The organism is Leptolyngbya sp. DQ-M1, from assembly GCF_039962505.1.
Taxonomy (GTDB): Bacteria; Cyanobacteriota; Cyanobacteriia; order Leptolyngbyales; family Leptolyngbyaceae; genus Leptolyngbya.
This window is the reverse complement of the sequence record NZ_JAMPLJ010000002.1, coordinates 225,803-251,168: the sequence shown is the minus strand read 5'-3', so window position 1 is coordinate 251,168 and position 25,366 is coordinate 225,803. Positions and strand designations below refer to the sequence as shown.

The following is a 25,366-nucleotide window of genomic DNA, read 5'->3' as shown; positions in this document are numbered from 1 at the left end:
GCTTGAAAAGTTGTCTTTGCTTACAGATAATTGCTGGTAAATAAGCAGGCACGATTGCACTGAGTTGGGGAGACGCAGATGACAGAAGCATTACTGATTGGAATGGGGCAGTATGATGACCCCAGCTTTCCCTCACTCACAGCGCCTTCACAAGATACAGAAGCACTCCAAGAATTGCTGCGTCGACCAGACATTGGTGCAAGTCGGGCGTATGATGTGATGCAGCTTCAGCATCCGACGCTCAAACAACTGAGAGAAACGATCGAAACCTTTTGCACCCTACGCGATCCGGATGAAACTACTCTGATTTATGTTTCGGGTCATGCGATCGTGAATGATCAAGGTGCATTGTTTTTTCCCTGCCGTAACACTCAGCAATCCCACTTAGAGGAAACTGCTTATCCATTGAGTGAACTCAAAGCTGAACTCGAAGCTTGTCGATCGCAAAAACAAGTCGTGATTCTCGATTGTTGTTTTAGCGGCACCTTTACTCAAGGCATGATTGCCGCTCAGGACTTTGATGCGATCGCTCAAGACTTCAGCAGCAATCGTCGCGCCTTGCTCACTTCCCCTACCTCGATCGACTATTCAACCGAGCACAAACTTAAGGCGCGATCGACCTACACTCAGCTTTTACTCGATGCTTTGGAAACTGGAATGGCAGATGGAAGCGCCAATCGTCCGTTGGATGGTACGGTCGATGTGACTGAACTTCACGCTTATATCACTGCTCATCTGCAAGATACATCGCCTGCACTGGCTCCAAACCTTTACAGCACAGCAGACGGCTACCGAATTGTGGTCGTCTATGCGCCGTATCTGGACTTCCGCAAACAGGTCAGGAGCTTGGCGGAACAGGGCGAAATTTCGCTAGTCGGACACAACATTCTGGAAGAACAACGCATCAGACAGGGAATTCCTCAAAGCATCGCCATTGCCATTCGAGAAGATGCACTCTTGCCGCATCGTCAGCAGATGGAGAAACAGCGACAGTACGATCGCATCCTCGAACAAGTTAGTCAGTCGCCGCTTAGCGATAATATGCGAGCAGAGCTATTGCAGCTTCGGCAAGTATTGGGACTGTCGGAAAACCCCTTTGCGACTGCACCCCTACCCGCAACTGTGATGGAGCAGGAGGCACAAAATACCGCACCAGAGACACTGCCTCCGGTTGAAATCGTTCCAGTTGAGCCGCAAGTCGAGACGGAGACTCAGCTTGAAACTTCAGGCAATCGATTGACTCAGTTTCTGAGAAATCGGCGGTTGTTGCGATCGTCGGATTCAGAGATTGAGCCTGCGAACGATCGGATTTCGCAATATCTGCAAGAGCGCAACATTCCCCTGCCGTTGGTGCTTGGACTCGGAAGTTTATTCGTTTTGGGGCTGTTTGGTGCCATTCTTTGGTCATTGTTCCAACCGTTTCCCGGATCGCGCCCTCAGATTGCCGATGCAGAAGGTTGGTTTAATGAAGGCATCCGTAAAGCGCAGGCGGGCGATCGCAATGCGGCAATCCAGGCTTACACTCAGGGGCTAAATCTCAGCCCGACTCCAGCGAATCGAGCGGCAAATCTCTACTACAATCGCGGCATCGAATACGCTAACAATGGCAACATCGAGCAAGCAATTTCTGATTACACTGAAGCGATTCGACTTGATCCAGCCTTAGCGGATGCGTATTTCAATCGGGCGAATCTTGTGGCTAAACGCGGCGATCGTTCAGGTGCAATCAAAGACTATGGCTCAGCCGTTCGACTGTATCAACAACAAAACAATCCAGAAGGACAGCGAGCCGCTCAGGAGGGAATTCGGGCACTGCGAGGGGTGAATCCGTAAACTGTGCCTGCATGACTAGGAGAAGATCGACTTCTGCGTAAGTGTGAATTTGTTTCATCAGGGACGATCGCGCCCTATTCGTGTTTCTACTGAGAACTAGGGGGATTTAGCGATCGAGTTAAGCGTTTTTTCGAGCGACCAGGGAAAACTTTACTTGTACGATGCAAGCAATCTCTCTGAGACACTAAAGACGATGATAAGGAATGCAACAAGACTTCTACCGCTCGGTACGGTGGGAGCGACGATCGTGGGTATGGGTTGGGCTGTGCCGAGCCAAGCATTGGATGTGTACGGCAACACACTGTACGTGCCAATCAACTCCGACAACGGCTCAGGCATTAATACGGGCAATCCGACACAGCTCAAAGCGGTGAGCTTTAGAACGGATAATCGAGACTGGACACTCAATTCAGTGGCGTTATCCTTGAGGGAGTTCACTTCTGCGGATACAGCCGCCATGCAAATCCGAACGAATCTTCCCGAAGATCCAAGCAACCCAAGTGATACCGATAATCCGTCCGATACAATCCTGTACACGTTGATCAATCCAACTGTGCCAGGGAATGGAGCAACTAACAACTTTGTGTTTACCGCTCCAGGAGGTTCAACCTTGTTGGCAAACACAACCTACTGGCTCGTCGTTACGGGAAACAGCTTCAGTTGGGCAAACACCATCAACAATGATCTTCCAGTTGCACAGAACGGCTCTGGTTGGTCATCATCGCCTACTGCTACTTATAGATTTCAAGGAACGGGAAGCCCGACCTGGAGCGCAGGGGACGGCATACGTAACTCTTTCAGAATCGATGCCAGTGAGATCACACCCGTCCCATTTGCGTTCTCGCCGATTCCTGGACTAATTGTTTCGGGCATTATTGGGGGAGTGAAGCGGGCAAGAAGCAAATCCCAACAAGCGAAAAGCACCGCTGAAGCATAAATTGGTGTGAGTTCGACGGATTTTTCACTTTGTTGATGCCCGTCGTGCTCCCTAAATCCCCAATTCTGGGGGACTTTGAGAATCCAGTCCTTCTTTGGTTTGAAGTCCCCCACTCCTGGGGGATTTAGGGGGCTTGCAAGATCTGTAGCGATTAAAGATCAATTTGGTATGACTCGCGATCGTTTATCCGGACGATCGCGTTTTTTATTGGATATCAATAGAATGACCGCGATCAATTGATAGATTCTGTCAAATTCTTTGCACTAGAGATTCGCGGGTGTGGTAACTATAGATTGTCTTTCTATCTGCCCCCGCCAGTCGATGACCCAATCTCCTGACCCCAACAATCGCCCTGAAACTCCGACTCGTCGCCGCTTATGGCTGATGCTGCTCGGTCGCGTCGGACTCCCGATCGCGGCGCTTGGTGCGTTGGGCATTGCAGGGGGGATTTGGTACGGATCAAAATTTGTACAGCAAGATCTTGCCCCCTTAATTGAGCGAAATCTCAGCGAACTGCTCGATCGACCCGTGGAACTCGGCAAGGTTGAAAGTGCCTCGCTGACCGGATTGCGGTTTGGTAAAAGTGCAATCCCCGCAACCCCGAACGATCGCGATCGAGCTTCAGTGGAAGGTGTTGAAGTCGGATTTAATTTGCTGCAATTGCTGTTAACGCGCCGATTAAATTTGGATATAACGTTGCTGCAACCGGATGTTTATCTGGATCAGGAAAAAGACGGCGTTTGGGTCAAAACGCAGATTAAAGCGCAGGAACAAGAAGGATTGATCAAAACTGAACTCCAGAGAATTCGATTCAAAGATGCCAATATCGAACTCGATGCGTTTCCGAAACCGAACCAAAAGCGCATTCCAGTCACGTTACGACAGGGCGCGGGGGAAGCAAACTTTTTTGATAACAATCGGCAGATTGCTTACACGCTTGATGCTGAATCCACTAAAGAAGGCAAGCTCGATCTTCAAGGCGAAACCATTGTTAATAATGGTTTGAATTCTAATCTGAATATTCGAGGACAAGGATTTTTAGTTGCGGAAATCGATCGTTTAGTCAAACTGCCGATCAACTTAAAACAAGGTCGCACGAATGGAAACGTCAACGTTCAAATCAGACCGGATCAACGTGCAGTTGTCAGAGGAACTGCAAACTTTAAGGATGTTACGGTAGAAATTCCGCGATTACCTCAGACATTCGCAAAGTCATCGGGAAATTTACAGATCGATGATACTTTAATTACGCTTGAGAAAGTTTCTTCGCAACTCGGAAAGATTCCCCTCACCGCTAACGGAACGATCGACACTGAAAAAGGCTTTAACCTCACGGCAAATGTCCGAGCGGTCAAAGTCGAAGATTTCTTCAGTACCTTCAAAGTTAATCTCCCGGTTGCAGCTACCGGAGAAGCGACCGCAAATGTTAGGGTTACAGGTGCAACCCAAAGCCCGATTATTTCCGGCAGCGTTCGCAATACCAAAACGGCACGAGTCGATCGCATCAATTTGTCCCAAGTCAGCAGTGATTTTCGCCTCGATACAAAGACACTTAACTTAGCCTTATCGAATGTTCGCGCCGTGCCCGAAGTGGGTGGAACAGTTGTCGCCAGTGGCAACCTCAACCTCGATGCGCCTCAGTCGATCGCAGTGAACTATCAAGCCCGGAACATTCCAGGAGATACGATCGCAGCTCTCTACAACAATCGAACACTACCCGTCACCGTGGGGCGCGTCAATGCACGAGGACAAGTAATCGGACGGCTCGATCGCGTCCAAACGATCGCCCAATTCCAAGCGCCAGAAGCAACTTATCCAGGAACAGGTGAAGTTGTAGTGACAGGTCGAAACGTTGCGCTGAGAAACGCAGTGTTTCAAGTCGCAGGCGGAACCGTTACCGCTCAGGGACAAACGATCGGCGATCGATTCCGTGGCACAGTTCAAGCTTCCAATGTTCAAGCTAGTCAATTCTCGTCACAAGTACAAGGAATCATTAACGGCAGTGCTCAGGTAGCTGGATCATTAAGTTCACCGCAACTGGAAAATATACAGGCAAGCGGACAAGCCAGACTGACGAACGGAAATAGTTTTGTGAACGCAAACTTCAATGCGATCGCAGGACGTTGGCAAGCCGATACACAAATCGCTGGAATTGCACTGAATCAATTCTCTCAACAACTACGCGGAGACTTGAGCGGTAATGTGAGATTGACAGGAGCGTTAAATGCTCTACGTCCAGAGACGGTTCGAGCCAATGGACAAGTGAGACTGTCTCAAGGAATCTCGTTGGTCACTACGCCCTTAGTCGCGCAGATTAACTGGGATGGTCAGAAACTCAACATTCCGCAGGCAACCTCTTCGGGCTTCCGAGCAAATGGCACAATTTTGGCAAACCTGAGCGGAACGCCACAAATCACTGGACTTAATTTAGCCATTCAAGCCAACGGATACGCGCTCTCGAATCTGCCGATTCCTCGTCCCCCTGTGACTCAGCTTTCCGGTGTCGTGGATCTCGTCGGACGCATTACCGGAACGCCCGATCGTCCAAGCGTCGTCAGTACCGTTTCAGTGCGGGGACTCTCGCTGAATGGCATCACCTTCGATCCAGTGCTAAATGGAACCCTAAATCTGCTACCACAAGGCTTTGATCTGAAAGTGGCAGGCGTTCAGGATCGAATTGCGCTCGATCTCGCGCCCAGCTTCAGACCCCGATCGCTCAACGTCGAACGCGGAGAAGCTAGCCTGATTGGACAAACCAGGGGTAATATCTTCCAGGTTGCGGTGCGCCAATTCCCGATCGATGGGTTTATTTTGCCCGGCGTCGATGTCTCTCGTTACGGTGGCATCGGTGGCACACTGGCTGGCAACCTTGACATTGATCTCGATCGACTGCGAGTGATTGATGGGACTGCAACGGTGCAAAACTTCCGGCTTGGATCATTCCGCACAGATGTCGCTTCGACTAGCTTTGTAAATCGCAATAATGTCTTTGAATTTGGCGACACAGTGCTGACTAGGGGACAAAGCAAATACACTGTCTCAGGCAATGTCGATTTGCGATCGCAGCCCAAATTCAACGGCAAAATCGCGATCGCTCAAGGCAGAATCGAAGATGTCTTAGGCGGATTACAGTTCTTTGATCTGCAAGACTTTACCCGTGGAGCAAAACCACCGACCTACAACCGCGCCGATGCGCTGAACCCAGTCGCAGTCGGTAATCCCCAAGCTTTATTGTTTGATCAACTCCGTCGCTTTGCCGAAATCAATGCGTTACTGCGACTGAATAATCAAGCGATCGCCAACAATCGCATTCCTCAAACTGCTGATATTCGCGGTAACTTTGGCGGTGAAATTACGCTTAGTGCTTCCGCTGCTCAAGGCGTTCAAGCAAACTTCGATTTACGCGCACAAGATGTGGAATACCGTCCTTATCAATCTCAAATTCGATTGCGCGACGGCAAACTCCAACCGGTGAACGATCGTGTCCTCACCGCTCAGCAGGTGATCGCCCTTGGTAGCCTCAACAATGGTGTGGTTTCCCTCGAACCCCTCAGAATTCAATCCGGTGAATCCCAGATTAACCTGACTGGGCAGTTTGGCGGCGAAACTCAATTCGGACAGCTAGAAGTGCAGAACTTACCGATCGCCGAAATCGATCGCTTTTACCCCCTCCCCCTCGGTATCGATGGCAAACTCAACACCACAGTCACGATTAGCGGTACACGCACGAATCCATCTGCCGTAGGACAAATCCGAGTCATTGATGGCTTTTTGAATGACAAAGCAATCAACTCCGCCACAGGCAACTTCACTTACACCAACTCGCGTCTCAATTTCGGCAGCAACATCGCCCTGTCAACCAACGAACCGATTACGATCGAAGGCAGCTTCCCCTACCAACTCCTGCCTGATAGTGTTCGCCCGGAGAGCAATCAAATTAGCTTGAATCTTGACGTGAAGAACGAAGGACTATCTGTGTTAAACGTGCTAGTGCCTCAACTCGCGTGGCGCGACGGACAAGGTGCCGTCAAGCTCAACGTCGCAGGAACCCTACTGCGCCCAGAAGTCACAGGCTCGATCGTTCTTGCAGGTGCGACGATCGAATCCACGGCCTTACAAGAACCCCTAACCGACATCACAGGCACGATCTTGTTTAACCGGGATCGCATCTCAGTTGAGAGCCTCCAAGGACAGTTCAATCGCGGACAGGTAATCGCCAAAGGAACGCTACCAATTCTGGTCGCGGCGGACGCTGATCCAAACAATCCCCTACAAATTACGCTCGATCGTCTAGCAATCAACCGCAAAGGCTTGTATCAAGGCGGCGTGACAGGCAACATTACAGTATTGGGAACTGCATTTGCCCCCGAAATTGGCGGAGAGGTCGAACTCGCAGACGGACAAATTCAATTGCCCGATACAGAAGCCACAGGTGGAGCAATGCCTCCTGCTGCATCAGGTAGCACCAATTCCCAGGCTCCTCAACTCAGCGCCAGCTTAAACGATCTGAAACTCGTCTTAGGCAATCGGGTGCAGATTGTCCGCGCACCGCTGATTAACTTTGTCGCTTCTGGTACTCTGACTGTGAACGGCAGACTTGATGCGCTTCGCCCCGAAGGAACGATTCGTCTTAGAAGCGGGCAGGTGAATCTATTCACAACCCAGTTTGTGCTGGAAAGGGGCTATCCGCAGACTGCAACCTTCGTGCGCGATCGAGGACTTGATCCGGTGCTAGATGTCCGCTTGATTGCTTCTGTTCCAGAAGTTACTGGAAGTCGGATTGCGACTCCCGGAACCGCAGAAGTGTCAGATAGCCCGGTTTCTGCCGCCTCGATCGCGAATCTAGGCTCACTCCGAACCGTGCGAATTCAGGCAAAAGCAACAGGCCCTGCAAGTCAACTGCTTCAAAATTTAGAACTCACTAGCAGTCCGAGCCGTAGCCGGAGTGAAATCGTTTCCCTAATCGGCGGCGGATTTGTCAACACGCTGGGACGGGGCGATAGTGCTTTAGGCATTGCTAACCTAGCGGGGTCGGCATTGCTCACCAACATTCAAGGATTTATTGGTAACGCGCTTGGTCTGAGTGATTTTCGTCTGTTTCCAACCCTGCTCGATCGGGGTCAGCAGCGCGGCTCAACGCTAGGATTAGCCGCAGAAGTTGGGGTCGATATCACTCGCAACCTATCTGCATCAGTGTTGCGAGTGTTAACGGCGGATCAACCGACTCAATTTGGAGTGCGCTACCGATTTAGTGATCGCTTATTGTTCCGGGGTTCAACGGATTTCTCCGGCGACACGCAAGGCGTATTTGAATACGAATTCCGGTTTTAGAGGAACGGCTGAACGCGATCAATCAGTTGCTGCGGTCGGATTACGCCTTCGATCGTATCGACGGGCTTAGCCTCTTTGAACAGAACCATTGTAGGTAGCGCTGAAATTCCGTATTGGCTGGCAATTTCGGGATATTTGTCTACGTCAATTTTGACAATTTTGAGCTTGTCTCTGAGGCTATCAGCAGTGAGATCAAGAAATCCAGACATCATTTGGCAAGGCCCGCACCAAGTCGCGTAAAAGTCTACCAAGATTGGCATTTCCGAGCCAGAAAGTAGCTCTTCAAAGCTGTTGAATTGCTGTTTCGTTGCCATTTTTACAGTTGCCTCCATATCGTGTTCTCTTACACTAGCGCGTCCCTGCAAAACCGTCTCAACTAGCCCGATGGAGAATTGTTAATGTCTGTGAAACCTGTTAAAAGCGTCTTAACAATTGTCCAACTGAGGTTAACGAAAAGTGCGCGAAAATAAGAAAAATCAAGGCTGTGGAGAATTCTCATGAGTAAAACTCTGCCTGAGCGCGTCTGCTGGACAACTGCGGATCTTGAGCTGCTTTCCAACGATGAATGGAAACGCTATGAAATCATTGATGGAGAATTATTTGTGACGAGAGCGCCGCATCTTAGACATCAATCTGTCATTCGTAATATTTGCGGTGAATTACAAAGCTGGTCGGATGAGACTCAACTCGGCGAGGCTTTTCCAGTTCCTGGCATCATTTTTAGTGAAGCAGATAGCGTCATTCCGGATGTTGTTTGGGTAAGCGTTGATCGTCTGACTCAAATCATTGACGAAGCTGGACATTTTACTGCTGCCCCCGAACTCATTGTCGAAGTTTTGTCTCCGGGCACAACGAACGAAAGACGCGATCGTGAAGCCAAACTTAAACTTTATTCCACCCAAGGCGTTGAGGAATACTGGATTGTCAGCCGCGAACTCCAGCAGGTCGAAGTTTATCGTCGCGAGAATGCTGCGCTTAAGCGAGTTGCAACGTACAAAGCCCAAGACGAAATCACCTCGCCGCTACTCCCTGGATTTCGCGCTCCTGTACAAAAGTTCTTTCGACAAATCGGCAGAGCGAGATAGTCGCCTCTCATCTATGATGGGCAAAAGAGAAAATCACAGACGATTTGACAAACGGTATGGCTAAGCAGCGGGTTCTTTCTGGCGTTCAAACCACCGGAAACCTTCATCTCGGTAATTATTTGGGCGCAATTCGCAACTGGGTCGAAGGACAAGACCAGTACGACAACTATTTCTTTCTTGCTGATCTCCATGCGATTACGGTGCCGCACGATCGCACCACGCTGGCAGAAAACACCTATGAAGTTGCTGCACTCTATCTCGCTTGTGGACTCGATTTAGAACACACGACCATTTTTGTACAATCTCATGTCCCCGCTCATGCTGAGTTTTCCTGGTTATTAAGCTGCATTACGCCGCTCAACTGGCTCGAAGACATGATCCAATTCAAAGAAAAACGGATCAAGCAAGGTCAAGATGTCGGCACAGGTCTGCTCACCTATCCAGTGCTGATGGCATCGGATATTCTGCTGTACGAACCGGATAAAGTTCCGGTCGGAGAAGACCAAAAGCAGCATTTAGAACTAACGCGGGATTTAGTCGATCGCTTCAACTTCAAATTCACGACTCCCGATGCTCCGGTTCTCAAACGTCCCGATGCGCTGATTCGGGCTGACGGTGCGCGAGTCATGAGCTTGACCGATGGCACGAAAAAGATGTCGAAGTCTGACCCGTCGGAACTGAGCCGGATTAATTTGCTCGACCCGCCCGATGTGATTCAAAACAAAATCAAGCGCTGTAAAACTGATCCGATTCGCGGCTTAACCTTTGGTGATCCCCAGCGTCCAGAATGTACCAATCTACTGACGCTTTATCTGCTGCTGTCGGGTAAAACAAAAGATGAAGTTGCTGCCGAATGTCAGGACATGGGCTGGGGACAGTTCAAACCGTTGCTCACCGAAACGACGATCGCAGCCCTCAAACCGATTCAGGAGAAATATCACGCCATTCGAGCCGACCAAGGCTATCTTGAATCCGTACTGCGATCGGGTCGAGAAAAGGCATCCGAAGTGGCGAACCAAACGTTAACCAAGGCAAAAAAAGCGATGGGCTACACGCTACCTGGCTAACAGATCAACCGTAACTTCACGAATTTCTTCTGAATTCACTGCTTTTTCTAAAGGTTTCGGCAAGTGACTTCAAAATTCTCAATCTCCCCCGATACGCTAAATCAAGAAGTCGCACCCTAACGATCGCTCATGACCTATCCGCAATTCTCGAATTTCCTTGGTCACGCCCCTCTATCTGCTCTTCGCACTGCCGCCAAAAAAGGCGAATTCCTCGTCACCGCAGAAGTCGCACCCCCCAAGGGGACTAATCCGACGCATATGCTGCAAATGGCGCAGTTGCTCAAAGGACGGGTGCATGGTGTGAATATTACCGATGGTAGTCGGGCGGTGATGCGAATGTCGTCGCTGGTTTCGGCGGCGCTTTTGCTGCAGCAGGGAATCGAGCCGATTTATCAAGTCGCTTGCCGCGATCGTAATGCGATCGGGTTACAAGCCGATTTGCTCGGCGCTCATGCCTTGGGCATTCGGAATGTGCTAGCGCTCACAGGTGATCCGGTCAAAGCTGGCGATCATCCTGACGCAAAAGCAGTGTTCGAGCTGGAATCGGTGCGGTTGTTGCAGATGATCGGCAAGCTGAATGGCGGGTTGGACTGGAACGATCGAGCGCTAACCGATGGTGAAACTGATTTATTCGTGGGTGCGGCAGTTGATCCGCAGTGTGGCAGTTGGTCAGGTTTGCAAAAGCGATTTGAGCGCAAGGTCGAAGCAGGCGCACAGTTTTTCCAAAGTCAGTTAATTACCGATTTCGATCGGTTGGAAAAATTTATGACTCAGATTGCCTCAAACTGCGGTAAGCCTGTGCTTGCAGGAATCTTCTTACTCAAATCTGCTAAAAATGCCAGATTTATCAATCGCGCCGTTCCGGGTGTAAATATTCCAGAGCACATTATCGATCGCCTAGAAAAAGCGGCTGACCCCCTCCGAGAAGGAATGCTGATCGCGGCGGAACAAGTGAAGCTGGCAAAAGAGTTGTGTGAGGGTGTTCACATGATGGCAGTCAAACGCGAAGACTTGATCCCAGAAATTCTTGATTTGGCGGGGATCAAAGCGATCGAGAAACCCCGGGTTGAAGTGGTTAACGTATAGGTCGCAGATTTTGGGGATCGTCGCTACGATCGAGCTATAAAAATCCTCATTGATTTGTGAAAGCTATAAATTTGTGAAAGCCTAGCGTGTCAACCCTCACCCTCACCCTCTCCCTCAGGGAGAGGGGACAAGAATTCTAGCTCCCTTCTCCCTGGGGGAGAAGGGCTGGGGATGAGGGCACGAAAGACTCTCGCTTAGGATTGCTATCGACGATCGCCCCTAGATATTGCCATGACCGATTCCCTATTTTTACGAAATCCCTATGTGCCTGGTAAACCTGTGTCGCCGCTTGCCTTTATCGGGCGCGGTAACGAGATCGAAACTGCATTCGATCAAATTCTCATTCGAGGACATCTGGCAGTTTGGGGCGGGTCTGGGATCGGCAAAACCTCGTTTCTCCAAATGATCGCGGCTCCGCAGACTTGGGCATTTCGGGGACACGATCCGTCAAAAGCGGTGATTGTGCTGCTCAGTTGCTTGGGAGTTACGCCATTTACGGCGGCAAATTTCTGGCGAGAAGTTTTTCTCATTCTGAAAGATGCCCTGACCGATGAACCGGAAATTCAAACCGAAGTCGATCGCCACCTGGAGCGGCTTACAGCGAGTAAAGATGCGCTGCGATCGATTCTGCGGCTGTTGGGCAAGAAAGAGAAATTTTTGCTGCTGTTGATTGATGATTATGATGTCGCGCTTCAGCCGACTGAGGACTACAGCGAACAAGATGCGGCTGACTTCCTCAATGATTGTCGCAATCTTGCCTCCCACTCAAAAGAAAGCCAGCATCTTGCCAGCATTGTCACTTCACTGCGTCGCCTGAATGAAGCCGGGATCAAACTCAAACCAAATGAATCCCCCTGGTATAACCATTACCTCTTTCAGCCGCTCAAACCGTTTAGTGAAACTGAGGCAGCCGCACTTTTAGGCGGACTGCCGCTCACGCCCGCGATCAAAGAAGGCATTCGAGACATTGCCGATGGCAGTCCAACGCTCCTGCAAGTTGCGGGCTACCTTTTATTCCGAGAATTTCGCGCCAACCGCTTGCCCGATCCCAATGCTTTTGTTGCGGAATTTCGTCGCGCCACCGAACACTACTTCGAGGACAACTGGAACTTCTCCAGTGAAATCGAGCAAAGCTTGATGATGCTGCTCGCTCTGACTCACCTCAAAGGGCGGTTACTGAAGAAACGCTATGACTTGGGTGATACGGATGTAATCTTTAGTCAAAAAGAGCGAGAATTAAGGGATCTCGAAGAACGCGGGATCGTCCTCTGTCAATTTCAAGAAGGCAAAAAGTATTATCGCTTTGCGTCCTCGCTGATGGAATGGTGGGTGATCAAGGAGATCGAAAACAGTGACGAGGAAGCACTGCAAGCGAGACAGCGCACCTTTCTCAATCTGATGAGCCGTCGGCAAGCGGAAACGGTCACAAACGCAATTCGCTGGCTGTGGCAAAACAAAGACGAGGTGCCGACTATTCTGACCTGGTTAGGAAAAATTACTGCTGCCCTATCCACCGGATTGATCTTGTGATAATCAAAAGCGGGTTAAGCGAATTGCTGCTATGAGCTACTTAATCGAGCAACGCAGAAATCCATACATTATCGGTCGTCCGATCGCCGAACCCAACTGCTTTTTTGGGCGCGATCGTTTATTTGAGTTCATCACAGACAATTTGCTTCAGGGAGCGCAGGTGATTTTGCTGCACGGACAGCGACGCATCGGCAAGTCGTCGGTCTTAGCGCAAATTCCACGATCGGTTAACCTGCCGCAGTTTGCGTTTGTGCCCTTGTCGCTCGAAGGAGATAGCCGCAAATTGATCGGTGAAGTGGTTTACGAGTTAGCGCGGGATGCGGTGCAGCAGTTTGATTGTCTTAAGGGGCACATGGAAATCCCGACGATCGAGGAGTTTCAGCGTGATCCGAGTCTATTTTTGCGGCAGTTTATCCCGAATCTGCGACGAGAGTTAGCCGTTGAGAATGTGGTGCTGCTCTTAGACGAATTTGACGCGCTTTACAATCGAACGGTTGATCAAGCGGCGGGAAATCTGTTTCACTTTCTGCAAGCGGGAGTGTATAACTATCCGCATCTTTATTTAATTCCGGTAGTTGGGCGGCAATTAGATGATTTACCCGCGATGCTGAGTTTGTTTCGAGAAGCACCCAACCAGGAAGTGGGATTGCTCGATCGTCAAAGTGCAGAACAACTGGTGACGGTTCCAGCACAAGGGATTTTGGAGTATGACTTAGAGGCGATCGATGCCATTTTAGAACTATCTGCGGGACATCCCTACTTTACTCAGGTGATCTGCTTCACGCTGTTTACTCATGCCCGGAGTGAGAATCGCTGGCGAGTCACGCGATCGGATGTCAGAGCAAATGTCGATCGAGCAATCGAGCTTGGAGAAGGCGGCTTGGGCTGGTTTTGGGAAGGGATTCCCCTACCGGAACGAGTTGTATTTTCTGCGGCGGCGGAAGTGCCTCGCGCTCGTCAATTGCAGTACCCGGAACTCTCAAGCTTAGATTTTAGCGAAGCTGAGCCGCTAGAACTGTTGCGCGAATGCGGAGTTGAACTCACGGAGCCGATTCGCAATGGAGTGATCAATCTGGTCGATTGGCGATTTCTTCGGACGACTGGAAGCCGCTCTGGGATGGGAGTCCGTCGCACTTCGATGCCGCCTAGCGTTGCAACCTATCGCATGTCGATCGAACTGGTGCGTCGTTGGCTGGTGCAGCGTCATCCGATTCGCCGTGAACTACGCGAACTAGAGGATTTGGATGTCAAAGCAAAAACCTTGTACGAAACGGCAAAAGCGGCGCGTCGTCGGGGCACAACGCCAAAGATTGTTGGCTTGTTAAATGAAGCGCTCAGACACAATCCGAATCACTTTGAAGCATTGTTTGAGCTTGCAGATAGCTTGATAGAGCTGCGAGAGTTTCCCCAGGCTTTAAAACATTACCGCAGAGCTTACCTAGTCGATGCAGTACGGGTGCAAGATAACTATGTTGAAGCATTGTATGACTATGCTGAAGAACTGCACAACCTAGGTGAAAACGATGAAGCGATCGCGCAGCTCGAAGAAGCGTATGCGATCGAACCGAACAATGCTCAGGTGAAGCGCTTACTCGAGCAGATTCGACGGGAAGAGCAGTTCGTTGAACGCCTGAAAGTGCTTCCGATTACGAGCATGAATGGCAGCTACATTTCCTCGATCGCGGCGCTTTCTTCGGATCGATCGGATCTCAGTTCATTGCAGCAGAACTTCAAGCAACTCCGCGCTCAAGTGAGTGCAGAAGCTCCAAAAGAAGTGAGACATCGCGCTCTAGAGCATTTGAATGATTTGCAGGAGGAGCTATTTACCCAGAAGAAAGTGAATGGTTTAACCTTGCTGTATATGTATCAATGGTTCCGTAATCACTTACCCAAGTCACTGGTGCAAGCGGTCACTGATTTTGTGGATTCAGTCAGTGCAACAATCTCCCACCAGAATGAGAATGAGAAGCAGTAAGTTCGGGAGAGACTTTGAATGTTCCACCGAGCAGTCCTGAGTGTATCGTCGAGCAGTTTGAAGATGCAGAGCGCTTATCACTCAAACTGCTGTCAAATTTTAGTTATCGGATGCTTTGAGGTTGTGAACCAAATCGAATAGATCGCCATCGATCGAGCTTTCTGAGATTGGATCGATGTTTGTGACCACATCGATCGTGCCATCCCGAAAGACTTTGAGATTGATTAAAGAGGACGAAGGAGCCAAGATTCGAGGGGGAGGAGCGGCTAGGATGCGATCGCTGGACTTCGAGCGCACGACGACTGTAATTCCAACCTGCTTGGGTGCCTGTCCGGGTTGGACGGGAAAGGGAACTTCTGTAACATCTAGATGTCGAGGTTTGAATGTTGTGGCGAGTGGCAGAGTGAGATAATCCGCGTTAAAGGTTAGAACCGCTTCTACTTCGAGGTCTTCAAAATCAATGAGATCCGTTGCAACTTGTGTCGGGCTTGCCATCATCACTGTGTAAACCGTGAATTCTCGAATCCATTCAGTTGAGCCTGGTTTAATAATTCCGATTGAGTTTCGCAAAGATAGTTTCCCTTGCTGAACTCCGATCGACCAGCTTGAGAAACGATACTTCACTTGTGCTTTCCAGTTGACCTGTACCCCTTCTAAATTGTCTGTTGTAATCACACCCGTTAAAACTCCATCCTCAGTGCCGGAAAAACTGTGTTCAGATCGATCGATATCCCAAGTTACAGTCGTTGAGTCTACAAAGGCGTGTCGCTGGGCAAGAATTGAAGTTGTTAAGGCTAAGGTCGGATTGAGGATTTCGATGTGCTCTGAACCGCAACCAGAGAGTAAGGTTGCTAAAGTCGCAGAGAAGTTCTGCTCCCGGATTTGTAGGCGATCGTCAGTGCGGGCATAGAACTTAGCCGTGAATCTTGCAACTCCAGTAATTTGCTCAGGCTGACGGCGTTCTAACGCTTGCCTCCAAATCTGAGTCCCAATCTCAGAAAGTTCCAGTAAGAAGGTTGCTGTACCTGCACCTGCATTGGTGGAAACTTGAATGGGCGATCGTAGCTGTTGAGCATCAATATCTAGGAAGGGTTGGAGTTGCTGTAAGTTAATCGGCAAAAATTTCCAGATTCGAGCGCCATAGCCTGCTTGAGTTAAGGCATCTGTCCACTTTAATCGATGGGTTTCTAAAAGTTCTGCTGAATCTTTGGTGTACAGACTAACGGTTAATAGCGCTGTGCCGACTGTGGCTTGTCCAGGTTGACCTTGTTGCACCATCAATCGGAAGGATTGAAGCTCTGGTGCAACGGTTGTAAAAAAAGCACGCCGGACTGGAACTCTAACTTTCTGAACTTTAAGCGCATCGATGATATCGGGACGGAGAATGACGCGATCGATCATTGTTGCTCGATCGACCATTGTTGGTAGATTCGCAGTCAGCATTGGGGGAGCAATGATGCGATCGACGGGATTGATTCGTTGGTCGATTAAGATTGGTTTTGGTAAAGGCTTAATGTAGCGTGGGTCAAGTTGAACAAATCGCTCCGGTAATTTGACCTCAATGGTATCCGCTTGCGGATCAGCCCAGAGCAAGAAATTTCCAACTTGGATTGGATCACCGAGCATTGGAACAGGTGGAACTTGCCGATAGACTTGCTGAGCCGCCACTGTCCATTCTGGCTTCGCTTGAATCGCTAAATTAGACTTTGCCAGATTTGCTGTTGTTAAGTCGGTCAATATCGATCGATCAATGATTCCTTCGCGGAATCGCTCTTTGATCAGCCCCGATGAAATCGGAGATGTGACCACTTCAGTAATCGGTTTGCTTGGAACAGGAGAAATTCTATCGACAGCAATTCGATCAAGCATCGGAGATGGACGATCGCCTTCAACTGTCGGAACAGTATCCGAAGACGTTAGGTTTTCTGAAAGATAAGCAATCCAGTCTGATTCTGTAAGTGAGCCGTTCTTCAACATAGGTTTATCCAAAAGTAGTGTGTTTTATTTCAAAGCCCGATAGAGTCCGAACAATTCATCACCTGTAATGCCTACTAAACATTCCTGCGTAGACCAAGATTGCTTTAAAATCCACTCCAATTGAGTTTTGAGAGAAGGTGAAGTAACAGAAACCCATCGAGTACGATCGCCGCGTTGAAGCCTCAAGCGAACAATGGCTTCCGCTTCTCGCTCTACGCCAATCATTCGGGCTGACGTGAAAAAGAGTTCTGCTTCTTCTACAAGGCGCTGTCGCCACTGCGATCGTGGTTCAAGATGAAGCAAACTCTGGCGAATTAACCGTGTGAATTGAACGCCCTGCGGATCTGTGCCTTCAACCCACATCGGGACATCCAGAGCAATGGCTCCTGGCTGAGAGGGCATCACCCGGATCACAGTTCCCAATTCTGCTGCATTAACGGTGCGGCTCGACTCAGGTTGCCGCTGTCCCTCCCGTGGCTCGATCGCAGTTGCTTCGATGAAACGATCGGACTCTACTTCACGAGAGCTTGTGGTTTCCTGAATCAATCGAGGTTGTCCTTGTAGCCGATGAAATGTAATTCCCTCACCACCCCGAACCGTCATAAGAAACTCAAGTTCCTGATCAGAGGCACTTAGCATTTTTTGGTCGATGGAAATACCGAGATCAGTCCATGCCCAAACTCTAATCCGGTAAGTATCATCGGGTGTCGCTTGTTGGAGCAGCAATTTCCATGCTCCTGCGCTGATAGATGAGCGATCGCAATCTATCTGTAAAAAATCCTCACCCGATGTGACCTGAATGCCTGAAATGCTGGAGGAGAGTTCGATCGTCTCTTGTCCAGGTCGGTAAAGTGCGATTTTAGGTAGCGCTTGCTGAAGTGGGAATTGCAATCGGATTGTTAGATGACGATCGAGATGTGTAACGTTGAAGCTGTAGTAACTGAGCCGATTGTTCTCAATCACAATGGAATTCATCTCGATCTCACATTGCTGTCCTCCACTGGCTTCGACGATCGTATCACGCAGTAAAGTGGGTAAAGCATTCTCATCTTTTGCAAGACGACAGAATAGATTAGGAGAGTAATGTACCCGTTGTACTAGAAACGATAGCAACTGAGCATCTGTTGAAATTAGATAGAGTTGTCCTAACTGTGCGAGTCGTCGTAATGCGAAAAGGTCATCTGCGGTGACTCGTGTTCCTGCTCCGACCAGTAGAACTGCAACTTGCTTCTGCTGAAGTGAGCCGAACTGAGTCCAATTCTGCATCAATTGAAGCAATGCAGGGCTTAGATCGACTGGATACTGAAGGAGTGAAGTAATATCCTTTGTGCTTTCAGCAATTTTGCCACCTCCAATGGTCACAAGCCCTTCTGATGAGTTCGTCCGACTGCTTTCTGATTCGGTTCGATTTGCCATCACAATCTGATGCGATTGATCTGCTGTAACGACCGTGATGCTTGCTTCTAAAGATTCGACGATCGCAGGCGGAAGTGCGCGATCGCTTTCCGGCTTAGATGATCCAATATCCTCTCTCATCCACCAAGCTTCGATCTGCTGTTGGGTTGCAGGTTTTGGCTTGGGTTTAGTATTGTTGTCAATCTTCTGCCACCAGTCATAGTCTACGCTTTGGCGATCTTGGTTTCTTCCTGCCCAATAATCTCCTGAATCTTTAGGCTTAGTTTGAGTGTTTGTATTTGGATCGACACTCACGAAGACGCTAGTCTGGTCAGTCTCGATCGTTGCATTGCTAATCACTAAAGCAAAGTCTTGCTGCGGAATATCAATTTTCCCAGTGAGGCAATTCGTTGTAATTTCCAGTGCAGTCACTGTGACCCGTAACGTGCCTGTTGCAGTTCCGGGCGCTAGAAAAATATTTTGTAGATTATCCCACCCTTCACGATCGCGACTTCCATCCTGATAAGACCATCCATTTTGGAATTGGTTGCCTCGATAGGTTTCGCCGTTTGCTTCTAATCGTAAAGCTAACTTATTGACGATCGCAGAAGCAGTGCTTGTTCCAGTTCCCAATGCTCCTGGTGGATCAGTCCAGCATAGAGTTACTTTCACTGGAAGATTCGGATTTGCAGCTCGAATCTTCCAGGTCTGATTGTCGCCGCGCTGCTTCAGTCGGATAGATTGATCAACATAGATGTGTTGAATATCTGGACGCAGTACATTCTCTAAATTCAGTCTGCCCCAGCCTTGCTGCATATTGGGGATAAATCCGCCTGCTTTCAAAGGTTCAGCACCATTAACTAACATCGCTTTTAGCAGCGCAGGCGATGGATCTTGATTGTAGTGATGTTGTCGCCACCATTGAATCAAAAGGGCGCACGCTCCAGCCGTTTTGGGACTTGCCGCAGAGGTGCCGCTTCCCCAAGTTAACTGTGAACTAATATATTCACGATCGCCCGGATTAGAATCATAGTTTGCAGAAGCTGTCCATTCTCCGGGTGCGACAAGATGAGGCGCAATGCGACCATCCCCACAATTACCGTGACTGCTGCCTCGTGGGCCTTGATAAAGCTGCCCGATATTGTCGCTTTGTTCTTTGCCGATCGCGGGGCGATAGTTCTCTGAATTTCCTGTAACAATGATATTTTTTGCAGCTTTTGGGCGGGTTAAACCATTGATACCAGAGTTACCTGCCGAAAAACAGATGGTTAAGGGTTTTGCGATCGCACTATCTGGATCAGCATTGCGGACTAAACGATCGTAGGTTGCCTCTTGTGAACCATAATCCATTGGATTTTTAGTTCCCGCCCCCCAGGAGTTATTCTGGACGCTTCCGGTTTGACCGGATGGGCTTTTCTCGGTGACGGTTTCGCGGCAGAGTGCGATCGGAGTCGATTGGTTATCTTGAATGAGTATCTCCGCTTTGGGAGCCATGCCTAATCCATAGATAAATTGATTGCTATCTTTTTCTTCTAGATAACATCCTGCGGCATGACCCGCCACAAACGTACCGTGCCAGGATTTGCGATCAGGATTCAGTTGCTTAATTCGCCCCGTAAATGCGGGATGGTTTGCTTCAACCCCTGCATCTACAATTCCGATCGTGACTCCTGCACCATTGATGCCATGATCTTCCAACCATCGCAGATATGATCCTTGAGGTTGTCCCAAACTGTTGTATTGTCCCGCCAAAATCAGTCCTGCCACTTCGTCTTCAGGCTGCACAGGACTGTAAGGTTCTACAGCCAACACATGAGGGTGCTGGAGTAGAGCGGCTTGTCCTTGAGCAGAAACCCGACCCCGCAGACGTAGATAAAATCCAACACTCTCGATCGGCTGCTCTGGATCAATTGAAACTTCAGAAATCGCATTGAGTTCTTGAATCAGAGCAGCGCGATCGGGCTGATCCTGCACAACAATCCAAACCTCTTCTTCTCCGCTTTCGGGTGCGGGCGGTTGAGGCTTCGTTTCAGCGCTGATCGGCACAACATCTATCACAAAATATTGCTTCAATGCCTGCCGAAAAGCTTGGATAGAACCTCGGCTCAAAAAGCTATGTTCAGGCTGAAATTGAAGTAATTCGATTTCTAATTGTTGAAGAATCAATAACCAATCTGGATCAAGCGGACCAATTAATTCAAGATAGGCAGTGATGATGTCACGAGCGTTGAATGCGTCTAAGCACGATCGACTAGATTCGAGGAGACGATTAGTTTGACTGTCTAAATGACTGTCTAAACACACACCCGAATTGATTAAGGTTTCTGTTGAATCGATCGGTGCGGCAGTTCGGACTAAGACTTCACCGTTGCGATAGGTATGCAAAATCTCGGTACTCGCATGACTGAGAATTTTGCAGTTTGAAGGAACTAAGACTGTTCGTTCATCAGACATAGGTTGCTCACCATTTATTCTCAAGGGTCTGGATGAAAGAAGCAATTCTTTCATCCAGACCAGTTATGGATTACAGTTCAACGACGATCGATTCTGCGTAACCCGTTTCATCGACCAGAACTTTTACCTTCTTGCGACCTTCATCATCAAACGGATCAGCTTCTTCCACATCATGCAACATGACACGCTGCTTGCTGCCGCTGAGTTCCTCGATCCACAGTGCTGGGCCAAATTTGCCGTACTCCACTGCGGTTAATGTTCCTGCGATCGCTTTTTTGTTCGCGTTTCCATTACCGTTGGGTTCGGTCTTTTCAGACTCAGGCTCTTTGTTCTCAGATTCGCTCAGGTGAATCACCGGATTGGTTCCCGCTGTGAGGAGGCGATCGGCGATCGGATCGCTTTCGGGGAGGTCAGCTTCTTTAGAAATCAGTCGCACCCCGTTCTTATCCACCACGATGAAGATTGACTCTTCGGTTAAAGTAATGGGCTGTTCTTTGGCGCGGACTAACTTGGTGCCGATAACACCCATAGCGCTGAAGGTGACGACTGGCTGAGTGCCATCAAGGGGCATTGGATACGTGAATGTAATCGGTTCTCCATTCGGGAACGGCTTAATCCGAGCAGATTCCTTGATCGGATTCTTCAGATGTGTTCCTGCAACCGAAACGTTAACTACTAATTCATCCTTGTCACCCGGCATTAAGTTAATCTGATTGTCGCTGTCAAAGGTGTAGAGATAGATATTCACTCGACCCAGACGAGCAGACGGTTTGATGGTGATAGAAGGCTGCGCCCCCGTGGTCGAACCCTTCTCGGTGATGATTGGAAACTTCGCATTGTTGAAGTCAATTTGTGCCTGATAGTTAATCCGCACTTTATCAGGCTTTTGACTGGTGAGTAGATATTGCTTAGAAGTAACATCCGCACCAAACACATCAGAAGCCGGAATCATTACCGGACGACCATCTTCCATTGCAGAACAAGACAGTGCAACCGACTTCACCATCTCATCAGGAGAAACACTCAGAAGTAACGGGAAGGTTAGCTCGGTGTTCACTTCATTGAGATAGCTTGCATCCAACTCAGAAAGGAACGTTGCGCCTGTATCCATTGCCCCTTTCAGCCAGGAGAAACCGTTAAACTCCATCTTCAAGGAAAGATTGGTCACGTCGGACTCTTTCCGCCATTTCAGCGCGAAATTGGCACCGCCAAACCATCCAGAAGTGTTACCCGCCTCAGCAGGTTTAACATCTGGTTTTTTCTCAAACAGCATCGGGAAGAAGTTCTTAAATGCCTGATCAATAAAGGTATTCAGCAGATTTTGTTTGACTTCCTCCATGCCATCTGGCAACTTATCCAAGCCTTGCACTTTTACAGAAATGGCACCATTCCGCACCATGCTTTCCCATTGTGCTTGCAAGTCGATGCTGCCACCGTAGAACCATCCGTCGTAGCTCGCTTTCAACTGAGCGGACAGATGCTTAAACACACGGCTTCCATTCACATCCACTTCGACAATACACTCTGGAATCGATTGCAGATACTCATACCGTACCATTGCGCCGATCGGTGTATTTTCCCGATTCCGAACAGCTTGCGCCAAGGCTTGCGCCCCCTCAGCCGTCAAGTTTGCCAGCAAAGACACCTTAGAACCAATCACGCCGAATTCTTTGTTGTCGATCGTCGATTGGCTCGCTTTACCAATCACTTCAGGAATCAACAATTCCACTGTTCCTTTGCGAGTGACCAAGGGAACAAAGCGAGGATTGGTTGATTTAGAGCGTCCTGATTTAACAACTTCCTCACGCCATTGCTGTTCGATTTGCTTATAGGTATCTGCATCAAATTCAATCCCTGTCGAGAGCGTAAAGAGTGCGCCACCTCCAACAGTTTTGTAAGCTCCATCTTTCTGCACTCGAAATTGGCTAATTGCAGCTTGATAGCGTCCCGTTCTAAAATCTCGCGCCAGGGTTGCTTGTTTGGGACTGAACAGAATGACATCATCATCTGAGCTTTGCCAAAGCGTGAAGTTACCGACATCCCATTTCTGACCAGACAAAGCAACGCAATATTGGGAAGACAGGCTAGAAACCATAAAACCTCCTGGGTTTGTGGTAAGTAAAGTATCTAAAACGAAGCGACTTTATACAGACATTGCATCGAACAATTGAAGCTCTTGATCTTTGGCAAGCAAGATCAATGTTGAAGGGAGCTTTTGCGATCGCATAACCTCAAGCGACTGAGCCGACATCTTCACCAAGCGCTGATTGACAACACCAAATGCAGTAATGGTAAAGACCGTCTGTTCTTCAGGAAATAGCAGATACGGCACGTCCCAGTTCTGATTGGGTGTCAGTCGGTGTGAGAGTTTGACCGGACGGGAAAGATGAGGAGACTGCCAATTGAGGTTAACCACCAAATGATTGCGATTAACACTTTCAACTGAATCCATGGTCTCAATGGATTCAATCTCAAATTGCAGATTGAGAGATTGAATCCACTGTCCCGGATCAATCACAATACGATCGCCGCCCTGTTGCACCGATTGGCTCACGTCCCAGTGAATGACCTCCCAATTTGCGAGGGCAAAGTTCACTTGAGCTTGACAATGAATCCTAGCGATCGCAGGATTCTCGCTTGTCAGTTCAGCTTCCGCCGTCCCTCCTTCTGGTGGAAAAGAAAGCGCTTGCGGAACCATGCCAGTGTTCGCCGACCATGCCACCGTTACTGATTCAATCAATGGATGCCCAACGATCGTGATGGAGATAGGAATTGTGGTTTCCATTCCAGTGACCTCATAGCAGGGATTCGGTCAATAGTGAGCAGTTCGCTTGCTTCAACTGTATCTAAAGTGGCCGATCGAAAGTTGCTCTGGCATCACCCACGCGGGTACTGTTGCAGATAGCCAAATACAAGCATATTCTGTCAGCTTCTCAAGCCTCTGGATACTGTTAGGTTACTCACTGCAAATACATCACTGCAAACATATCTTTGTGGAGAAAGTAAGATGTCGAAGCTTCAAGAAGCTGCTCAGTATTTAGCCAAAACTAGCGATCCCAACGCAACCTCTGCCAATTGATAGAGCCAAACTCCTCTCTAAAGGTTTGAGAAAAAATCTTTCGATTACGGCATTGTGAGAAATGATGCTAAGAAGGAACCAACAAAATGACGCTTGCAACCGACTCTGATCAATCTTTACAAAAGCTGCGCGACATCATCAAAGACATTAACTTCTGTATGTTAACCACGATCGATGACGATGGCAGCCTTCGCAGTCGCCCCATGTCTGTCAATAGTGAAGTCGAAGCGAATGGTGATCTCTGGTTTTTTACCTATGCGAGTTCACACAAAGTCACTGAAGTGAATCACCATCATCAGGTGAATGTTAGCTTCTCTGCTCCAGACAAACAGCGTTATGTGTCGCTCTCAGGAACGGCGGAACTGGTGCGCGATCGCGCCAAAATGGAAGAACTCTGGACACCAGAACTCAAAGCTTGGTTTCCGAAGGAACTCGATGAGCCTGATATTGCTTTGCTAAAAGTGAGTGCGACGAAAGCAGAATACTGGGATGCTCCTGCGGGTTGGGTTGCGAAAGCTTATGGCTTTGTCAAGGCGGCAACGACAGGCAAAACTGAGGATTTAACTGAGGACGTGAAGCTCACGTTAAATTGAATCAATCACATGAATGAATGCTTCATAGGTTGAGAAGAATCCATGCCGCCCTGTGAGGAGCTAGCCTTCTAACACCAGATTGATTTGTGGATGCGACAGATTCTCGCCCCCTAAATCTCCCAGAATGGGGGACTTTGAGTATGATCTGTCGCACTCTATGTTTAATTCGGTATAAGGTGTGTTCACTCAGCATTTCCAGCACCCGACCGTCTGGAGAAAGTTCACCGCCGTCCTCGTCTTTCGGCAGATACTTAGCAAGCAACACATTCAAAAGCTGAAAAGTAACGCTAGCAGCAATGCAGACGATCGTTAAGGAAATAGTTTGTTCACAGTCTGCTAGTGTCAGCGAAGCTCTGCCCTGAAGTTAAGCAGCAAAAGCTTCATCGTTGGTTTCATTGGATGCAGTGCCCCCGATCGCGCAAGCCGTATGCGGACTTTGTAGCATCAATTGTGCATCAGGGTGCTGACGGGCAATCATGGTTTTAACGTGCTCTGATTCATCATCTCGAATTGCCATGAAGACATCATACAAATTGTCGATCTTGGGACGGCGCTCTTCAGGCTTTCTGCTGGCTTGGAACTCATCAAACATATACAGATTGCCATCTCGGTAGTAATTGATATAGACCTGATTAATCACGAACGCCAAAATACCAACTAACAAACGAATCATTCTCACAGTCTCCCAACAAACTCACTTACAGAATCTGCCAGACTCGACAGATTCAGGTTGAATGACTCAACAATTCCATCCTAGTCATTTCATACCGAATCAATTTATTAATGCGACAGATCCTTCGCCCCCTAAATCCCCCATACTGGGGGACTTTGAGAATCCGAAACAGATTTGGCTTGAAGTCCCCCACACGTGGGGGATTTAGGGGGCTTCCAAGATCTGTAGCACTCAAAAATCAATTTGGTATCACATCCCGCTACAAGTTGATTACTTTTACCACCGTATAGTTACCTGAAGTAAAAGATTAGGGAGCAATCAGAGCTATGGAAGACTGTGAAGAAACTCTTA

The 25,366-nt window shown here is 48.8% G+C and carries 14 protein-coding genes and 1 pseudogene; 9 read left to right on the top strand and 6 right to left on the bottom strand.

The features are described from left to right. The first annotated feature begins 78 nt into the window (after positions 1 to 78). The 3 genes from NC981_RS07085 to NC981_RS07075 all read left to right on the top strand — a co-directional run bounded on the left by NC981_RS07085 (position 79) and on the right by NC981_RS07075 (position 8,101). Positions 79 to 1,833 (top strand): tetratricopeptide repeat protein, encoded by a 1,755-nt coding sequence (locus NC981_RS07085; RefSeq protein ID WP_348242222.1) that lies wholly within the window; start codon positions 79 to 81, stop codon positions 1,831 to 1,833. Positions 1,834 to 2,026: 193 nt separating this feature from the next. After that, positions 2,027 to 2,770, top strand: coding sequence for a choice-of-anchor R domain-containing protein (locus NC981_RS07080; protein ID WP_348242221.1), 744 nt, complete (start codon positions 2,027 to 2,029; stop codon positions 2,768 to 2,770). 321 nt (positions 2,771 to 3,091) lie between these two features. Next, positions 3,092 to 8,101 carry a translocation/assembly module TamB domain-containing protein gene (locus NC981_RS07075; RefSeq protein WP_348242220.1) on the top strand — a complete coding sequence of 1,670 codons (5,010 nt, stop codon included), beginning with the start codon at positions 3,092 to 3,094 and terminating at the stop codon, positions 8,099 to 8,101. Here the strand turns inward: NC981_RS07075 and trxA are convergent. Next, complete coding sequence (gene trxA, locus NC981_RS07070; RefSeq protein ID WP_190379960.1) at positions 8,098 to 8,415, bottom strand: thioredoxin; 318 nt, start codon at positions 8,413 to 8,415, stop codon at positions 8,098 to 8,100. The genes NC981_RS07075 and trxA overlap by 4 nt on opposite strands. A gap of 183 nt (positions 8,416 to 8,598) precedes the next feature. On the opposite strand from trxA, the gene NC981_RS07065 reads away from it, so the two are divergent. The 5 genes from NC981_RS07065 (at position 8,599) to NC981_RS07045 (ending at position 14,844) form a co-directional block, all read left to right on the top strand. Further along, on the top strand, positions 8,599 to 9,186 hold the full coding sequence (locus NC981_RS07065; RefSeq protein WP_348242219.1) for a Uma2 family endonuclease: 588 nt from the start codon (positions 8,599 to 8,601) through the stop codon (positions 9,184 to 9,186). A 56-nt stretch (positions 9,187 to 9,242) separates the two neighbouring features. Continuing rightward, on the top strand, positions 9,243 to 10,253 hold the full coding sequence (gene trpS / locus NC981_RS07060; RefSeq protein ID WP_348242218.1) for a tryptophan--tRNA ligase: 1,011 nt from the start codon (positions 9,243 to 9,245) through the stop codon (positions 10,251 to 10,253). A 129-nt stretch (positions 10,254 to 10,382) separates the two neighbouring features. Continuing rightward, on the top strand, positions 10,383 to 11,339 hold the full coding sequence (locus NC981_RS07055; protein ID WP_348242217.1) for a methylenetetrahydrofolate reductase: 957 nt from the start codon (positions 10,383 to 10,385) through the stop codon (positions 11,337 to 11,339). A gap of 231 nt (positions 11,340 to 11,570) precedes the next feature. Next, positions 11,571 to 12,869 (top strand): ATP-binding protein, encoded by a 1,299-nt coding sequence (locus NC981_RS07050; protein ID WP_348242216.1) that lies wholly within the window; start codon positions 11,571 to 11,573, stop codon positions 12,867 to 12,869. 31 nt (positions 12,870 to 12,900) lie between these two features. Then, a complete protein-coding gene (locus NC981_RS07045) occupies positions 12,901 to 14,844 on the top strand; it encodes an AAA family ATPase (RefSeq protein ID WP_348242215.1) in 1,944 nt (647 codons plus the stop codon). Positions 14,845 to 14,943: 99 nt separating this feature from the next. Here the strand turns inward: NC981_RS07045 and NC981_RS07040 are convergent, their stop codons facing one another. From NC981_RS07040 to NC981_RS07025, 4 genes are all read right to left on the bottom strand, one after another. Further along, a complete protein-coding gene (locus tag NC981_RS07040; RefSeq protein WP_348242214.1) occupies positions 14,944 to 16,821 on the bottom strand; it encodes a hypothetical protein in 1,878 nt (625 codons plus the stop codon). A 24-nt stretch (positions 16,822 to 16,845) separates the two neighbouring features. Then, a complete protein-coding gene (locus NC981_RS07035; protein ID WP_348242213.1) occupies positions 16,846 to 20,670 on the bottom strand; it encodes a S8 family serine peptidase in 3,825 nt (1,274 codons plus the stop codon). A 70-nt stretch (positions 20,671 to 20,740) separates the two neighbouring features. Beyond that, the gene (locus NC981_RS07030) at positions 20,741 to 22,765 is read right to left on the bottom strand and encodes a hypothetical protein (RefSeq protein WP_348242212.1); all 2,025 of its coding nucleotides are present in this window, start codon (positions 22,763 to 22,765) and stop codon (positions 20,741 to 20,743) included. A gap of 48 nt (positions 22,766 to 22,813) precedes the next feature. Further along, complete coding sequence (locus NC981_RS07025; protein ID WP_348242211.1) at positions 22,814 to 23,455, bottom strand: hypothetical protein; 642 nt, start codon at positions 23,453 to 23,455, stop codon at positions 22,814 to 22,816. Between the two features lie 380 nt (positions 23,456 to 23,835). Here NC981_RS07025 and NC981_RS07020 point away from each other — a divergent pair, with 380 nt between their 5' ends. Then, entirely contained in the window at positions 23,836 to 24,342 is a 507-nt protein-coding gene (locus NC981_RS07020) for a pyridoxamine 5'-phosphate oxidase family protein (RefSeq protein WP_190379740.1), read from the top strand. 364 nt (positions 24,343 to 24,706) lie between these two features. On the opposite strand, the pseudogene NC981_RS07015 reads toward NC981_RS07020, so the two are convergent. Further along, positions 24,707 to 24,970 (bottom strand): annotated as a pseudogene (locus NC981_RS07015) (hypothetical protein); the annotation flags it as partial. Positions 24,971 to 25,366: the final 396 nt, after the last annotated feature.

What these genes read in the sequence shown, in the direction of transcription:
- NC981_RS07030 (WP_348242212.1), bottom strand. Translation starts at nt 22,765, where the DNA reads ATGGTTTCTAGCCTGTCTTCCCAATATTGCGTTGCTTTGTCTGGTCAG.
- trxA (WP_190379960.1), bottom strand. Translation starts at nt 8,415, where the DNA reads ATGGCAACGAAACAGCAATTCAACAGCTTTGAAGAGCTACTTTCTGGC.
- NC981_RS07075 (WP_348242220.1), top strand. Translation starts at nt 3,092, where the DNA reads ATGACCCAATCTCCTGACCCCAACAATCGCCCTGAAACTCCGACTCGT.
- NC981_RS07035 (WP_348242213.1), bottom strand. Translation starts at nt 20,670, where the DNA reads ATGTCTGATGAACGAACAGTCTTAGTTCCTTCAAACTGCAAAATTCTC.
- NC981_RS07050 (WP_348242216.1), top strand. Translation starts at nt 11,571, where the DNA reads ATGACCGATTCCCTATTTTTACGAAATCCCTATGTGCCTGGTAAACCT.
- NC981_RS07055 (WP_348242217.1), top strand. Translation starts at nt 10,383, where the DNA reads ATGACCTATCCGCAATTCTCGAATTTCCTTGGTCACGCCCCTCTATCT.
- NC981_RS07020 (WP_190379740.1), top strand. Translation starts at nt 23,836, where the DNA reads ATGACGCTTGCAACCGACTCTGATCAATCTTTACAAAAGCTGCGCGAC.
- NC981_RS07040 (WP_348242214.1), bottom strand. Translation starts at nt 16,821, where the DNA reads ATGTTGAAGAACGGCTCACTTACAGAATCAGACTGGATTGCTTATCTT.
- trpS (WP_348242218.1), top strand. Translation starts at nt 9,243, where the DNA reads ATGGCTAAGCAGCGGGTTCTTTCTGGCGTTCAAACCACCGGAAACCTT.
- NC981_RS07065 (WP_348242219.1), top strand. Translation starts at nt 8,599, where the DNA reads ATGAGTAAAACTCTGCCTGAGCGCGTCTGCTGGACAACTGCGGATCTT.
- NC981_RS07085 (WP_348242222.1), top strand. Translation starts at nt 79, where the DNA reads ATGACAGAAGCATTACTGATTGGAATGGGGCAGTATGATGACCCCAGC.
- NC981_RS07080 (WP_348242221.1), top strand. Translation starts at nt 2,027, where the DNA reads ATGATAAGGAATGCAACAAGACTTCTACCGCTCGGTACGGTGGGAGCG.
- NC981_RS07045 (WP_348242215.1), top strand. Translation starts at nt 12,901, where the DNA reads ATGAGCTACTTAATCGAGCAACGCAGAAATCCATACATTATCGGTCGT.
- NC981_RS07025 (WP_348242211.1), bottom strand. Translation starts at nt 23,455, where the DNA reads ATGGAAACCACAATTCCTATCTCCATCACGATCGTTGGGCATCCATTG.